Source organism: Methylovorus glucosotrophus (assembly GCF_009858335.1).
Taxonomy (GTDB): domain Bacteria; phylum Pseudomonadota; class Gammaproteobacteria; order Burkholderiales; family Methylophilaceae; genus Methylovorus; species Methylovorus glucosotrophus.
Map to the genome: position 1 here is coordinate 121,509 of NZ_VMSE01000002.1, position 15,226 is coordinate 136,734.

Below are 15,226 nucleotides of genomic sequence, written 5' to 3' on the forward strand. Positions count from 1 at the left end.
TTATGTTAAAGCGTATTGCTGTTACCCAGGTGCGCCTGGGTATGTACATCCAGGAGCTGGGAGGCTCCTGGATAGACCATCCATTCTGGCGCAAGTCTTTCAAACTGGAAGACCCCGCCATGCTGAAGGCCTTGCAGACAAGTCCGATCAAGGACCTTGTGATTGATGTCAGCAAGGGCCTGGATGTGTTGAATGAGTCGGGAAATGCCGAGGCCCATGAGGCGGAAGAGGCAGCGCCGCTTGCGCCATCAGCAGAAGCTGAAAGCCCACTCCCCGGTGCAGACGCTTCACCTGCGATCAAGCGCATCAGCGCGGAGCAGGAAAGGGCAAGGGCGAAAAAGCTCCTGAAGGCCTCCAAGCAGGCCATTACCTCCATGTTTAATGAAGTGCGCATGGGGCAAGCCGTTAATGCGGCCGATGCCATGCCGCTGGTCGAGGAGATCACCGCGTCTGTCTCGCGAAATGAAGGGGCGCTCATCAGTCTGGTGCGGCTCAAGCATAAAGACGATTACACCTACATGCACTCGGTGGCCGTCTGTGCACTGATGGTGGCCTTGTCCAGGCAACTTGGCATGGATGACAAGCAAACCAAGCAGGCGGGCCTTGCCGGCTTGCTGCATGACATCGGCAAGTCTGCCATCCCGCTGGACATACTCAACAAGCCAGGCAAACTGACCGATGAAGAGTTTGATATTGTGCGCGGTCATCCCAAGGCGGGTCATGAGATTCTGCTGGCCTCCAATGGGGTAGATGAGGTCGCGCTGGATGTCTGCCTGCATCACCATGAAAAAGTCGATGGCACGGGATATCCCCACAAGCTGCCAAACGATGAAATCAGCATCTTTGCCAAAATGGGTGCCGTATGTGATGTCTACGATGCCGTCACTTCCAATCGCCCCTATAAAGAGGGCTGGGAGCCGGGTGTGTCGCTGCAACGCATGGCGCAGTGGAGCAAAACGCATTTTGATGATCGGGTATTCAAGGCCTTTGTGAAAAGCGTGGGCATTTACCCCATCGGCTCCATGGTGATGTTGCAATCCGGGCGCCTGGGCGTGGTGGTGGATCAGAATCCGGTCTCACTGCTCAAGCCACTGGTGAAGGTGTTTTTTTCCACCAAATCTCGCACCCGCATTCCTGTAGAAGTATTGGACTTATCCAAACCAGCGGTGCAAGACAAGATCATGGGGCACGAAGACCCGATACTGTGGGGCATCGAGGATATCCACGAGCTATGGAGCCAGTAACTTGTTAACTACTGAATACCGCGTATAATCGCGAGAATTCCGAGGAGCGCTGCAAGTCCGCTTCGCCAGGCGAAGCCCTCCCAGGCTCGGAAAAATGCAGTAAACGGCGCTCACCTTACCAACCCGTGCCGGACACGGGATGAGGGTGAGCAGCGTCAACAGACCTCCCAACCCCCTTCCCTCCGGCCACAATTCAAAGGAATAGAAAATGAATTCTGTGGCTGATATCAAAGATTATGTTATTGCCGATATGAACCTTGCCGCCTGGGGCCGCAAGGAAATTGCCATCGCCGAGACCGAAATGCCTGGTCTGATGGCAATCCGCGAAGAGTACGCGTTAACCAAGCCTTTGCGTGGCGCCCGTATTACCGGCTCCCTGCACATGACCATCCAGACCGCCGTGCTGATCGAGACCCTGAAGGATCTGGGTGCTGAGGTACGCTGGGCTTCCTGCAATATTTACTCTACGCAGGATCATGCTGCGGCAGCGATTGCTGCGACGGGCACTCCTGTGTTTGCGGTCAAAGGCGAAACACTGGATGAATACTGGGATTACACCCATCGCATTTTTGAATGGACTGATGGTGGCTATTCCAACATGATTCTGGATGATGGTGGCGATGCCACTTTGCTGCTGCATCTTGGGACCAAGGCAGAAACCGATTCTTCTGTATTGAGCAGCCCAGGCAGTGAAGAAGAAATCTGCCTGTTCAATGCCATCAAGGCCAAGCTGGCCGTTGACCCTACCTGGTATTCCACCCGCCTCAAACATATCAAGGGCGTGACCGAAGAAACCACCACAGGTGTGCATCGTCTGTATCAAATGCACAAGGAAGGCCGTCTGGCGTTCCCTGCCATTAACGTGAACGACTCTGTCACCAAGTCAAAATTCGACAATCTTTATGGTTGCCGTGAATCGCTGGTGGATGGCATCAAGCGCGCTACCGATGTCATGATCGCTGGCAAAATTGCGGTGGTTGCCGGGTATGGCGATGTGGGTAAAGGCTCTGCGCAGGCACTGCGCGCCCTCTCTGCCCAGGTATGGGTAACCGAAATCGACCCTATCTGCGCTTTGCAAGCGGCGATGGAAGGTTATCGTGTGGTCACCATGGATTATGCTGCCGAGCATGGCGATATCTTTGTGACGGCGACCGGTAACTACCATGTGATTACCCATGAGCACATGCAAAAGATGAAGGATCAGGCCATCGTCTGCAATATCGGTCACTTCGATAACGAGATCGACGTCGCCTCGCTGGAAAAATATCAGTGGGATGAAATCAAGCCGCAAGTGGATCACGTGATTTTCCCGGACGGCAAGAAAATCATCCTGCTGGCCAAGGGGCGCCTGGTGAATCTGGGCTGTGGTACTGGCCATCCGAGCTATGTCATGAGCTCGTCATTTGCCAACCAGACCATTGCCCAGATTGAGCTGTTCACCCGTACCGAGCAATACCCGGTCGGCGTGTACACCTTGCCCAAGCATCTGGACGAGAAGGTGGCCGTATTGCAGTTGAAGAAGCTGAATGCCCAGCTGACCCGCCTTACCGATCAGCAAGCAGCTTATATCGGAGTATCGGTGGAAGGCCCATACAAGCCTGAGCACTACCGCTACTAAAAAACGCAAGGCCCGCGTTTCGTGGGCCTGTTTAAAGGAAATATGCCATGAAATTATTGCTGGTCTGGATAATGAACGCGCTGGCTTTGCTGGCGGTTACTTACCTGATGCCATCCATTCATGTGTCTGGCTTTGTCGCGGCCCTTATCGCGGCGGCGGTCATCGGGCTGGTCAATATGCTGATACGACCGATACTGGTATTGCTGACCTTGCCGGTTACCATCGTGACGCTGGGCCTGTTCATTCTCGTGATCAACGGTCTGTTGTTCTTGCTGGTTGGGCATGTGTTGCAAGGCTTTGAGGTGCATGGCCTGTGGGCAGGCATTGTCGGGGCATTCCTCTATAGCGTGATTTCATGGTTATTAAGCGCAATTGTGCTGCGCGATTGAGAAAGCGCAGACTGTGATGGATAAGCAAGAACTCATGATCAGTGTTGAATTTTTCCCTCCAAAAACTGAGGAGGGCATGGCCAAGCTGCGCGAAGCGCGTACACAACTGGCCAGGCTCAATCCCAAGTTTTTTTCGGTGACCTTTGGTGCCGGGGGCTCTACTCGCGACCGCACCCTGGATACGGTGCTGGATATTCAGGCGGCCGGATTTGAGGCGGCACCGCATATCTCGTGCATCTCGTCCAGCAAGCAGGAAATCCGTGATCTGCTGCAGCTCTACCAGCAGCACGACATCAAGCGGCTGGTGGCATTGCGTGGGGATATCCCTTCTGGCGAAGTCAGTGCTGGCGATTTTCGCTATGCCAATGAGCTGGTGGGGTTTATTCGCCAGGAGACCGGCGATCACTTCCATATTGAGGTGGCTGCTTACCCTGAATTTCATCCGGAAGCGGCATCGCCTGCAGCGGATCTCGCCAACTTCAAGCGCAAGGTGGATGCCGGCGCCAATTCCGCCATTACCCAGTATTTTTACAATCCGGACGCGTATTTCTATTTCCGGGATGAATGTACACGCCTGGGTATGGATATGCCGATTGTGCCGGGCATCATGCCTATCTATAACATTACCCAGCTGGCGCGTTTTTCCAGTGTGTGTGGCGCAGAAATTCCGCGCTGGCTACGCTTGCGCTTGCAGGATTACGGCGATGACCTCGCGTCCCTGCGGGCGCTGGGGCTGGATGTGGTAACGGGAGTGTGCGAGAAACTGCTGGCCGGAGGAGCCCCCGGCCTGCATTTTTATACATTGAATCAAAGCGGGATTATCACTACTCTGGCCGAGCGTCTTGGCCTTAAGACGGCCTGACGCTCAGCCTGTGCAACCCACCCTGCGTTGTTCAGTGCAGCGTAGGGTGGGCATCGCCGAAGACGGCGTCTTCCACAAACAGGTAATCCTTGGTTTTACCCTGTTTCCACAAGGCCATCAGCACGATCCAGCGTGTTTCATCAAGGCCGATGACCGGCTGTGGCAAGGCCAGCGCACGGTCCACGATCAGTTCGCGCTCGGTGGCGGTCAGCACTTTTGCCTGTTCAAGGAACATGATGAAGCTCAGGCTTTCACTGCTGATCTTGGTGGTTTCAGGTTCGCTGAAAATACGAAAACCCGAGGTGTTGAGTTCGGTGCCAGCCAGTTCCTTGGCAGTCATGGCCTCAAGGGCACTGAACCAGTCAAAGGCGTGATTAATGTCATCACTATCGAAACCTGCGGCGAATAATTCTTTGGCGAGAGTAGATTGGTCGGGACGGATATCTGCTTCAAAGTAATTCTCAAACATATATACCAGCACTTCGAACATATATATTCCCCTATGTGGATTCTTCTAAGAATTAAGCCTGACATCTTTATCTTTTAACGCCAGAATCAGGCCAAGCTTTAATTCTTAGAAGCAATCCCGCAAGCGCTGCAATCAGCTCATGCGCTGGTAGCGACCACCGGGAAGTGCCGCCACTTTATTTTCCAGCTCCAGTATCAACAGCATGGCCGAAAGGCTATCACTCGTCAAGCCACTTGATTGCTGTAATGCATCGATACTGATAGGGTCATAACCCATGCATGCGAGCAGTTGGGTGTGGGGCGTTTCCTCAGGATCGTGTCCTTCAAAAGCATCTTCCTGAGAGGCTTGCTGCTGTTGGGAATGCAGCGGTGCCATCTCCTGCACGATATCCTGTATGCAGTCGACCAGTTTTGCCCCTTGTTTGATCAACTCGTGGCAACCTTTTGAAACAGGAGAATGGATGGAGCCAGGAATGGCAAACACCTCGCGTCCTTGTTCTGCTGCCAGCCTTGCTGTGATGAGCGAGCCGCTTTTGGCATTGGCTTCCACCACCAGGCAGCCCTGGCTTAATCCGCTTATAAGGCGATTGCGCCGCGGGAAATTCTGCGGACGGGAGGGCGTGCCCAATGCAAACTCGGAAATGATCAGGCCCTGCTCCACTATCTGATGGGCCAGTGCGCGGTGTTTGGACGGATAAACAATATCAAGACCGGTGCCGACCACGGCGATCGTGATGCCTTTGGCTCGCAGGGCACCTTGATGCGCGGCGCCATCAATCCCGAGCGCCAGACCACTGATGACGCAATAGCCTTGCTCACACAGAGCCTGTGCAAAATCTGCCGCATTTTTTTCACCTTGGGGCGTTGCATTACGGCTACCGACAATCGCCATGCCTGGCAAATCAAACGCTGCCAATTGGCCTTTAGCGTAAAGCAAGGGAGGTGGGTCGGCAATTTCCAGCAGGGCGGGTGGGTAGCGGCTATCTGCCAATGTCAGCAGATGATTGTTTTCCTGCATCAGCCAATTGGCAGCGAAGTCGGTGGCTGCCAGATCAGGGCCAGCGGTAATGGCTTCGGCAACAGGTTCAGGGACAACTTGCCGCAGGGCATCATGAGGTGCTGCAAAAATCTGTTCCGGACTGCCGAATGCTTTGAGTAGCTGGCAGAACCGCTGACCGCCCAGGCCTGGAATCAGGCTCAGGGCCATCCAGAGGCGGGCTTCCTCTAAATCTGACGCACTAAGGGACATTCAGCTTCAGGGTGTATTGACGGTATCCAGCAGATTGACGGGCTCTGCTGCCTGCATGATCAAGCCGTAGGACACGCGATCAAACGTGCGGAATACCATCAGCAAGCCAATGCGCTCATCCGGTAGTTTGACCAGCGATTTGTCATTGGCGGGGTCTTTCTTCGGATCATATTTTTCGTCGGTTTTTGCCTGTGGCTTCTTGTTCTTCTCTTCGTTAGGGTCCACATCCTTGAAGCGGAACTCAGGCAGCTTGAATTTTTCTTCGGCCTTCTTCTCGGTGGGTTTACGGCTGACATAGGTGCCGGCGCGATTGATGCTCAATACATGGCCTTCTTCCAGGCCATCCAGCTTGCCCTTGTTGATCGAGATAATGGTGTTGGCACCTGCTTCCGCCACGCCGCCATAAATCGCCATGATGCGACCTTTGATATCGCTTTCCGGTGCATGCGGGATATAGTTGAATTGCAGTTTGTCCTCGACCTTTACCAGTCGGTCATCGCTGAAAATCTCTTCTTTGGCGCGGGTAATTTCACCGGTGGCAGGGTCGCCGAACTTGAGCACCTTGAGATCACCAAGGTACAGGGCTTCCAGGCCCAGTGGTTCTTTGGTTTCGGGGTCTACCATGATTTTACCGGGACGGTAGATATGCCAGACATTGCCTTGATCTTCCGGCAACTTGTCGATGTAGACCTTGTTGCCCGGGGCATAGGCCACGCGGTTTTGCGGGCCGGCGATAATGGTGGGGGAGTCTTTCAGCGAGTCAGCCTCGACGATCAGCGGGCGACTGAGGAAAGGCGCAATGGTGCTGGGCGAGATGCTGGGAACAGCTTCCCTATCCAGCGGCTCTTCACGTATTCCGGGTTGCAGGGTGACGGTTTCGCGCAGTAGGCGCAGCTGAGGTTCGCCACTGCTGGTATCCAGCACAACCACGTCGCCGGGATAGATCAGATGCGGATTCTTGATTTCCGCGCGGTTCATGTTCCACACCCTGGGCCACTTCCAGGGATCTTTGAGGAATTTGCCGGAAATAGCCCAGAGCGTATCGCCTTTCACCACAACGTAGCGTTCGGGTCGGTCAGGCTGTAGCTGCACATCATCCGCCGCGGCAGGTAAAGCCAGACAAGCCAATACGAGCGGCGTTATAATGTATCTCAACATATTCAAGACCTCGGCAATGATGCGGCATGAAATATCCGCGAACTTGCATTAAATTCTGCATGTAATTCATTCAACAATCAAGATTTATGGCAATTTTAGACATATTAAACTACCCCGATCCACGGCTTTATACGGTTGCCAAGCCGGTAAAGGAAGTGAACGCCAACATCCGTCGTCTGATCGATGACATGGCAGAGACCATGTACGCTGCTCCGGGCATAGGCTTGGCCGCTACACAGGTGGATGTGCATCAGCAGATTATTGTCATGGATCTGTCCGAAGCCAAGAACGAGCTGCGCGTGTTCATCAATCCCAAAATAACCGCGAAATGTGGCGCCCAGGATTACGAGGAAGGTTGCCTGTCGGTGCCGGGCATTTATGAAAATGTGACGCGCGCCGCCGAGGTCACCGTGGAGGCACTGGATCGCAATGGCGAGCCCTTTGTGCTGGAAGCACAAGGTCTGCTGGCTGTTTGCATCCAGCATGAAATGGATCATTTGCTGGGTAAGGTATTTGTTGATTACCTGTCGCCACTCAAGCAAAACCGCATCAAGACCAAACTCAAGAAACGTCAGCGGGATCGCTAACATGCCCGCACTCAAGATTATTTTCGCTGGCACGCCAGACTTCGCCGTGCCAGCACTAGCCGCCCTTGTGGCATCGCAGCACGAGGTTGTAATGGTGTTGACCCAGCCGGATCGCCCGGCGGGGCGGGGCATGAAGCTCAAAGCCAGTCCGGTCAAGGAGCTGGCCTTGCAGTACCAGATCCCGGTGTTGCAGCCCGAGACCCTGAAGGATGCCGACATACAGGCGCAGATTGCTGCGGTGGAAGCCGATGTCATGATCGTGGCGGCCTATGGCCTGATCATTCCGACCTCCGTGCTGAACATGCCTGCACTCGGTTGCTACAACATCCATGCCTCACTACTACCTCGCTGGCGCGGGGCTGCGCCCATACAGCGCGCGTTGCTGGCCGGGGATGCCGAAACGGGTGTGACGATTATGGAGGTGGTGCCCGCGCTGGATGCCGGCGCCATGGTTGAGAAAGGCGTGCTGCCTATTACTGAGCGCGATACCGCACAATCGCTGCATGATGGCTTATCTGCCATGGGCGCCCAACTGATGGTGAAGGCCATGGACACCCTGGCAACGCAGCGCAGTCTGCCTGCCGAGCCGCAAGACGAAACCTTGGTGACGTATGCCGCCAAGCTGCAAAAGGCCGAAGCCGGCATAGACTGGACGCAGAGCGCCGAGGCGATTTCACGCCAGGTGCGCGCGTTCAACCCTTTCCCTGTCGCGCAGGCCAAACTCAACGAGGATATCTGCCGTATCTGGATGGCGACGGCCATGGACGGTAACGCAGAGCCCGGTGTGGTGGTTTCTGTGGGGGATGCCATTGTGGTGGGCTGTGGTGAGGGTCTGCTGCGCATTGAAGAATTGCAGATGCCAGGCGGCAAGCGCTTGCAGGCGGCGCAGTTTATGGCAGGCCATGCACTCAAGCCGGGTGACCGCTTTCACTCGGTATTGCCCCAGGCTTGAATTTTTGCCGATCAGCCGCATCTAAGGGGCATCCTTCCCTTATTAATGAAAGACTTGAGGAATACACATGTTAGGTAACTGGTTGAAAACCTCCATTCTGATGGCGGGCATTGTGGTGCTGTTTGGTACCGTGGGCGCTGCGCTGGGTGGTGCCGGTGGCATGATGATCGCGCTGTTGCTCGCCGCGGCCATGAATGTTTACGCCTACTGGTTTTCCGACAAGGCCGTACTCAAGATGTACAACGCCCGCGAGGTGGACGCTGCCTCCGCTCCGCAGTTCTACAACATGGTGAAAGAGCTGGCGCAGAATGCCCAGTTGCCCATGCCCAAGGTCTACATCATTGACGAAGACCAGCCTAACGCATTTGCCACCGGGCGCGACCCGGAGCATGCAGCTGTCGCCGCGACCACGGGCATCATGCGTATCCTGACCGAGCGCGAATTGCGTGGCGTGATGGCGCATGAGCTGGCACACGTCAAACACCGTGACACACTGATCTCCACCATCTCGGCCACGATTGCCGGGGCTATCTCCTCGATTGCCCAGTTCGGCATGCTGTTTGCCGGTGGCCATGATCGCGAACGCAGTGTGCATCCTGCCGTAGCGATCCTGATCATGATTCTGGCACCGATTGCTGCCATGCTGATCCAGATGGCGATTTCACGTGCACGCGAGTTTGAAGCGGACCGTGGCGGCGCAGAAATCAGCGGCGACCCTACCGCGCTGGCTGCCGCGCTGAAAAAAATCCACGATTACGCCCATCAGATTCCGCTGGAAACGGCGGAGCAGCATCCCGAAACTGCCCAGATGATGATCATCAATCCATTGTCAGGCGAAGGGATCAAGGGACTGTTCAGCACACACCCGCAAACGCAGGAGCGGATTGCGCGCCTGATGGCTATGGCGTGACCCTCCGTCACAAGCGGCCGCAGACCTTAAGCTCTGCGGCTTTGTTTTTTTAGAATCCCCGAAAGGCCGTTTTGCAAATAGCTCAACAACTCGCCGCCGAAGCCGTGCATCAGGTGCTGACGGGCCGTAATCTTGGCGTCACTCTGGATGCCATGTTCAGCCGGCAACGCAGTCTGACCCCGCAACAGCGTGGCATGACGCAGGACCTCAGCTACGGCTGCCTGCGCCAGTATGGGCAACTGCAAGCGCTGCTGAATCAGCTTTTGCAAAAACCACTGCAGGATGAGCGCTTGCGTTGCCTGCTGCTGGTAGCGATCTATCAGTTGCAGCAGGCGCGTGCCGCCAGCCACACCATTGTGGATCAGGCCGTGCAGGCTTCGGCGCAATTCAAGAAGCCATGGGTCAAAGGCTTGACCAATGCGGTACTGCGTAATTTTCTGCGCCAGCAGGATGCGCTGGTAAAAAACATTGACCCCACTGACGATGTCGCCCGTTACTCCTATCCCCAGTGGTGGGTGAACAAGCTGCGGCATCAATATCCGCAAGAGTGGGAGGCCATGCTGCTGGCAGGCAACCAGCATCCGCCCATGACCTTGCGTGTCAATCGCCGCCACCTCAGCGTCGAAGCCTACAGCCAGCAACTGGCAGATGCCGGGATAGCCGCAAGTCTTCTTGGCGGCAGCGCGGTGACCTTGACCCAGCCTATCCCCGTCGAGCGTATCCCCGGATTTCTTGAGGGCGATGTTTCGGTGCAGGATGCAGGTGCGCAATGGGCGGCTCCCCTGCTTGATCTCGCCCCCGGCATGCGTGTGCTGGATGCCTGCTGCGCGCCGGGTGGCAAGACCAGCCATATTCTTGAGCTGGCTGATGTGGACCTGGTGGCCATGGATAGTGACGCTGGCCGATTGCGCCGTACGGAAGAAAACCTGCAACGCTTGAAATTGAAAGCCCAACTGGTGACGGGCGATGCGGCGGATGCTTCCGGATGGTGGGATGGCCGGCCGTTTGAGCGCATTCTGGCCGATGTGCCATGTACCGCGTCTGGCATAGTCCGGCGGCATGTGGATATCAAATGGCTGCGCCGCGAGGCGGATGTGGCGTCCTTCGTTCGCCAGCAGGCACTCATTCTGCCGCAACTGTGGCAGTGCCTGGCAAAGGGTGGTAAATTGCTTTACGCAACGTGCTCGGTTTTTCATGAGGAAAACCAACAGCAGATTGACCGGTTTCTGCAACAGCACGCCGATGCGAAGCAGTTGCCGCTGAGTCAGGATGCTTCGCCTCATGCTCGGCATGGACAACTTTATCCTTGTGCAGCACATGACGGCTTCTTTTATGCACTTCTACAAAAAAACTGATTTTCGTCGTTTATTTGCCACGCTGTTGACCGGCACTTTAGTTCTTTTCATGCTGACGATGGCATACGCTGCCGTTAGCAATCTCCATATCCGCAATGCCGAACTGGTGCCAACCGAAGATAGCTATCTGCTGAATGCCGATTTTGACGTCACGCTGAGCCCCACGGTAGAAGAAGCCCTGAACAAAGGCATTCCGCTGACCTTCCTGATTGAATTCCAGCTGACCTCGCCACGTCGCTACTGGTTTGACGATGAAATTGCCACGGTCAGTACCTATGTCACTCTGAGCTACCATGCCTTGTCACGGCAATATCTGGTCAATCTGAATAATCACCACCAGCGCTCCTTTGCTTCCTTGCAGGATGCCAAGCAGGAGCTTTCACGGCTGGAGCAGTGGCCAGTATTCGAGAAAGCGCTGCTGAAAAAAGGCGAAGCCTACAAGGCCGCCTTGCGCGTGCGTCTGGATCAAACCAAGCTGCCCAAGGCCTTGCAGGTCGATGTGATTGGCGGCTCCGAGGACTGGAATATGGTCTCCCAACGGTATCGTTGGGTACCCACGCTGTTTTAGCATGCCTTTGCATCAATGAAATACATCGTTTTTATCAGTGCCCTGCTAGGTGCGGTTTTGCTGTACCTGCTGTCGCATGCCAGCACCAATACAGCAGCATCAGGTAATTATTACACCTTGCTGCTGGTGCTGAATGGCGCCCTGGCGGTGGCCTTGATCGTCATGATCAGCATGCAGCTCTGGCGCCTGTTTCGCCAGATGCGCGCCCATGTCATGGGCAGTCGGCTTACCCTGCGCTTGCTGGGGGCCTTTGCGCTCATGGCGATTATTCCCGGTGTAATCGTATATGCGGTATCGGTCAATTTCCTGACGCGCTCGATTGAGTCGTGGTTTAACGTGAAAGTGGAAGCCGCGCTGGAAGGCGGTTTGCGTCTGGGGCAAAGTGCGCTCGACATCATGCTGTCCGATATTGAGGAAAAAGCCGAAAGCATGGCGGTGTCTCTGGCGTTTCAGCCATCGAATTCACACCTGAGCGTGTTGAATGACCTGCGCGAAAAAAGCGGGGTGGAAGATGCGGTGCTGTTGACCTTGCAGGGGCGCATTCTGGCGTTTTCCAGCAATAACCCGGCGACATTTCTGCCTGAGCTGCCCAGCATTCCCCAGCTGCGCCAGGCACGGCAACATGTGTATGGCACCATAGAACCTATTCCGGATAAAGGCCTCTATCTGCGGGTACTGGCCCCGATCGTGATGCCGGATCTGGCAGGGGAAACGCGTATTCTGCAGCTGTTGCAGCCGGTGCCCAAAAGCTTGTCCACCACCGCGGAATCCGTGCAGGATGTGTATCAGGATTATCAGGAGCTGTCGCTCAGCCGTGAATCACTGAAAGAAGTATTTGCGCTGACACTGACGCTGGTGCTGATGCTTGCCATGTTGTCAGCGGTGTCGATTGCCTTTGTGTTGAGCCGCCGCCTTTCTGCGCCGCTGGGCGTGCTGGCGGAAGGCACCCGCGCCATTGCCCGCGGCGATTACGGCACCATGTTGCCGGTGCATGGCAAGGATGAGCTGGGCATACTGGTGCAATCGTTTAACAGCATGACGAGACAGCTGGGCGATGCCACGCTGGCGGCCGAGCGCAACCGGGCACGCGTGGAAGCGGCGCGGGGTTATCTGGCAACCATTCTGGCGCACTTGTCGTCCGGCGTGCTGGCGCTGGATGATCGTGCGCAATTGCGTACCTGCAATATGGCGGCTTCCAACATTCTTGGCGTCAACCTGAGCAATTTTCTTGAGCAGCCTTTCCAGCAGCTGGGGCAGACCCATGTGGCGCTGGAGGCGTGGGTAGAGCTGATTCTTGCGCATTGTGGCGACGACGACACGGGCGAGTGGCAAGAGGAACTGGAGCTGGTGACCGCCCAGGGCAAGCGCATTCTGCTGGTGCGAGGCACGCGTTTGCCGCAAACGGCGGATAGTGGTTTCCTCATCGTGTTTGACGATATAACGGCCATGGTGCAAGCGCAGCGCGATGCGGCCTGGGGTGAAGTCGCACGACGACTGGCACATGAGATCAAGAATCCGCTCACGCCGATTCAGCTCTCGGCCGAGCGTCTGGAGCACAAGCTGGCGGCCAAGCTCGAAACCGACGATGCCGATATGCTACGGCGCGCCACCAATACCATCGTGACGCAGGTGGCTGCCATGAAAACCATGGTGAATGAGTTCAGCGAATATGCCCGCGCACCCGCGCTTAATCTGAGTGAGCTGGCGCTGAATGGACTGATCAATGATGTGCTGGCCCTGTATGAGCCAGCCGATATTCAGCTGGAAGTCAGCCTGACGGAAGGGTTGCCCTCCGTCATGGGCGACGCCACCATGTTGCGGCAAGTGCTGCACAATCTGCTGCAAAACGCCCAAGATGCGCTGGAAGGCAGAGCGGATGGCGTGATTCACATCATCACGACGGCTGAAACGGAAATGGTCAAACTGGAGGTACGAGACAATGGCACCGGTTTCCCGCTGGAAATTCTTAGCCGTGCGTTCGAGCCCTACATGACCAGCAAGCGCCATGGCACCGGTCTTGGCCTGGCGATCGTCAAGAAAATCATAGAAGAGCATAAAGGCCACATTCATATTGAAAACCTGGCAGAGGGGGGCGCAAGCATCACCGTGACTTTGCCAGCAAAAACGAAAAGGGTGGAGTAATCGTAATGACCGCAAGACATGTGCTAGTTGTCGATGATGAAATCGGCATACGTGAGCTACTGTATGACATTCTGCAGGACGAAGGCTATCAGGTGAAACTGGCCGAGAATGCGGCGGAGGCGCGTGTTTATCGTGAACAGATGCGTCCTGATCTGGTACTTCTGGATATCTGGATGCCAGATTGTGATGGCATAAGCCTGCTGAAAGAGTGGGGCAATAGTGGCCTGCTGACGATGCCGGTGGTCATGATGTCCGGCCACGGCACGATTGATACCGCAGTCGAGGCGACCCGCATCGGGGCGTTTGATTTTCTGGAAAAGCCGATTGCCCTGCAAAAACTGCTGAAGACCGTCAGCGCAGCGCTCAAGCATGGTGAGCAATTGCCACGTTCTGACATGACGCTGCTCAACCTGGGCAAAAGCCCGGTGATCAGCGAACTGCGTCAGCGCCTGGAACAGATTGCAGGTGTTAAGAGTCCGCTCTTGTTGATCGGCGAGCAAGGCAGTGGTGCCGAGCTGTGCGCCAAATTTTTGCATAATCCGGATACTCCATGGCTGAGCCTTACCGATTATGAACAGCTGGCGACAGCACCGCTAGATATTCTGGAGCAGGTGCAGGAGGGCATGCTGTTTATTCCTGAGGTGGCTGACCTCAGTAAAAACCAGCAGAAAGGCTTGCAGCTCTTATTGGCACGTGCCGACAAGTACGGCGCCCGCGTCGTCTGTGTCACGGCCAAAAGCCTGCCGCAGCTGGTGGTTGCCGGGCGATTTGATAACCTGTTACTGCAGTCTATCTCCGCTACCAGCCTGCGTATCCCCAACTTGTCAGATCACCGTGAAGACATCCCCGACCTGGCCCGTGCCATGGCCGCGCTGCTGGTCGACAGTGGCGAGGTGCTGTACCGGGAGTTTGACGTCGCGGCGCTGAATGCACTGCGCAATGCGGAATGGCCAGGCAATATTACCCAGCTGGATAGCGTGATACGTAATCTCATGCAGACCAGCCTGGGCGAGAAAATCACCCTGGCGGATGTGAATCGCGTGCTGGAGCAGTTTGCGGCATTCCAGGCGGCCTTGCCTATCGTCGAGACTTCTTCGGCCAGTGCAGGCCTGGCGGCCTTGAATATCGACAAGCCTTTGCGCGAAGCCCGCGATGATTTTGAGCGTCTGTATTTCGAGCACCATCTGGTCAAGGCCGGGCACAACATGAGCCGGGTGGCCGAAGCGGTGCAGCTGGAGCGCACCCATCTCTATCGCAAGCTGAAGCAGCTGGGTATCAAGGCGAAGTAAGCGAGGCAATCAGTCAGCCATGGCTGACTTTGCTTGCCCGTTTGCTGCTGCGTCGTGGTTTCAAAGGTTTGGTACGCAAGGCGGCTGCATAAGCCTTGCGTGCCCAGCTGGCTGCCAGGTCCCGATCTTCCAGGATAAAGTCTGGGGCTTGATAGTAGGGCAAGTCTATCCAGCGGCCCTGCTTTTCATAGCCAAAACGGGGCAAAGCCAGCGATTGAAAGTCCCCTGCATTTTCCGCATCGGCCTTGAGATACAAGGTCTCGTCAAATACCAGTCCAAAGGTCAGCCCCTGATGATAGAGCGCATGGCCGCCAAACATTCGCCGTATGCTGATGGGGCCTAACAGCGCAAATATATCGGGCAGATAGTCGGTGAATTCACTCATCGTTCACACATGCCATTCAGGTCTGAAGTCATACCATGCGGTTAGTTTGG

At 55.7% G+C, this 15,226-nt stretch carries 15 protein-coding genes and 1 riboswitch; of the genes, 11 read left to right on the forward strand and 4 right to left on the reverse strand.

The genetic code is table 11. The annotated features are described in order from the left end of the window. Positions 1-2 precede the first annotated feature (2 nt). The 4 genes from FNL37_RS11530 (at position 3) to metF (ending at position 4,113) form a co-directional block, all read left to right on the forward strand. Positions 3-1,244 carry an HD-GYP domain-containing protein gene (locus tag FNL37_RS11530; RefSeq protein ID WP_159356281.1) on the forward strand — a complete coding sequence of 414 codons (1,242 nt, stop codon included), beginning with the start codon at positions 3-5 and terminating at the stop codon, positions 1,242-1,244. A gap of 35 nt (positions 1,245-1,279) precedes the next feature. Further along, a riboswitch (S-adenosyl-L-homocysteine riboswitch) is annotated at positions 1,280-1,363 on the forward strand. A gap of 89 nt (positions 1,364-1,452) precedes the next feature. Next, positions 1,453-2,862 (forward strand): adenosylhomocysteinase, encoded by a 1,410-nt coding sequence (gene ahcY / locus FNL37_RS11535; protein ID WP_159356282.1) that lies wholly within the window; start codon positions 1,453-1,455, stop codon positions 2,860-2,862. A gap of 47 nt (positions 2,863-2,909) precedes the next feature. Further along, entirely contained in the window at positions 2,910-3,251 is a 342-nt protein-coding gene (locus tag FNL37_RS11540) for a phage holin family protein (protein WP_159356283.1), read from the forward strand. 16 nt (positions 3,252-3,267) lie between these two features. Continuing rightward, positions 3,268-4,113 (forward strand): methylenetetrahydrofolate reductase [NAD(P)H], encoded by an 846-nt coding sequence (metF, locus tag FNL37_RS11545; protein WP_159356284.1) that lies wholly within the window; start codon positions 3,268-3,270, stop codon positions 4,111-4,113. Positions 4,114-4,144: 31 nt separating this feature from the next. On the opposite strand, the gene FNL37_RS11550 is transcribed toward metF, so the two are convergent. The 3 genes from FNL37_RS11550 to FNL37_RS11560 all read right to left on the reverse strand — a co-directional run bounded on the left by FNL37_RS11550 (position 4,145) and on the right by FNL37_RS11560 (position 6,988). Then, a complete protein-coding gene (locus tag FNL37_RS11550; RefSeq protein WP_013441007.1) occupies positions 4,145-4,603 on the reverse strand; it encodes a Smg family protein in 459 nt (152 codons plus the stop codon). A 111-nt stretch (positions 4,604-4,714) separates the two neighbouring features. Next, positions 4,715-5,830 carry a DNA-processing protein DprA gene (gene dprA / locus FNL37_RS11555; RefSeq protein WP_159356285.1) on the reverse strand — a complete coding sequence of 372 codons (1,116 nt, stop codon included), beginning with the start codon at positions 5,828-5,830 and terminating at the stop codon, positions 4,715-4,717. A 6-nt stretch (positions 5,831-5,836) separates the two neighbouring features. Further along, positions 5,837-6,988 carry a LysM peptidoglycan-binding domain-containing protein gene (locus FNL37_RS11560; protein WP_041361917.1) on the reverse strand — a complete coding sequence of 384 codons (1,152 nt, stop codon included), beginning with the start codon at positions 6,986-6,988 and terminating at the stop codon, positions 5,837-5,839. A gap of 86 nt (positions 6,989-7,074) precedes the next feature. Here FNL37_RS11560 and def point away from each other — a divergent pair, with 86 nt between their 5' ends. The 7 genes from def to FNL37_RS11595 all read left to right on the forward strand — a co-directional run bounded on the left by def (position 7,075) and on the right by FNL37_RS11595 (position 14,791). Further along, positions 7,075-7,575, forward strand: coding sequence for a peptide deformylase (def, locus tag FNL37_RS11565; protein WP_013441010.1), 501 nt, complete (start codon positions 7,075-7,077; stop codon positions 7,573-7,575). A 1-nt stretch (position 7,576) separates the two neighbouring features. Beyond that, positions 7,577-8,527, forward strand: coding sequence for a methionyl-tRNA formyltransferase (gene fmt, locus FNL37_RS11570; protein ID WP_159356286.1), 951 nt, complete (start codon positions 7,577-7,579; stop codon positions 8,525-8,527). A gap of 67 nt (positions 8,528-8,594) precedes the next feature. Continuing rightward, the gene (gene htpX, locus FNL37_RS11575; protein WP_159356287.1) at positions 8,595-9,437 is read left to right on the forward strand and encodes a zinc metalloprotease HtpX; all 843 of its coding nucleotides are present in this window, start codon (positions 8,595-8,597) and stop codon (positions 9,435-9,437) included. 71 nt (positions 9,438-9,508) lie between these two features. Next, on the forward strand, positions 9,509-10,792 hold the full coding sequence (gene rsmB, locus FNL37_RS11580) for a 16S rRNA (cytosine(967)-C(5))-methyltransferase RsmB (protein WP_159356288.1): 1,284 nt from the start codon (positions 9,509-9,511) through the stop codon (positions 10,790-10,792). Positions 10,793-10,841: 49 nt separating this feature from the next. Then, complete coding sequence (locus FNL37_RS11585) at positions 10,842-11,360, forward strand: DUF4390 domain-containing protein (RefSeq protein ID WP_244948289.1); 519 nt, start codon at positions 10,842-10,844, stop codon at positions 11,358-11,360. A 15-nt stretch (positions 11,361-11,375) separates the two neighbouring features. After that, the gene (locus tag FNL37_RS11590) at positions 11,376-13,502 is read left to right on the forward strand and encodes a sensor histidine kinase (RefSeq protein WP_159356290.1); all 2,127 of its coding nucleotides are present in this window, start codon (positions 11,376-11,378) and stop codon (positions 13,500-13,502) included. 5 nt (positions 13,503-13,507) lie between these two features. Continuing rightward, positions 13,508-14,791, forward strand: a complete 1,284-nt coding sequence (locus tag FNL37_RS11595) for a sigma-54-dependent transcriptional regulator (protein WP_013441016.1) — start codon at positions 13,508-13,510, stop codon at positions 14,789-14,791. 13 nt (positions 14,792-14,804) lie between these two features. On the opposite strand, the gene FNL37_RS11600 is transcribed toward FNL37_RS11595, so the two are convergent. Then, positions 14,805-15,176 (reverse strand): TfoX/Sxy family protein, encoded by a 372-nt coding sequence (locus FNL37_RS11600; protein ID WP_159356291.1) that lies wholly within the window; start codon positions 15,174-15,176, stop codon positions 14,805-14,807. Between the last annotated feature and the right edge of the window lie 50 nt (positions 15,177-15,226).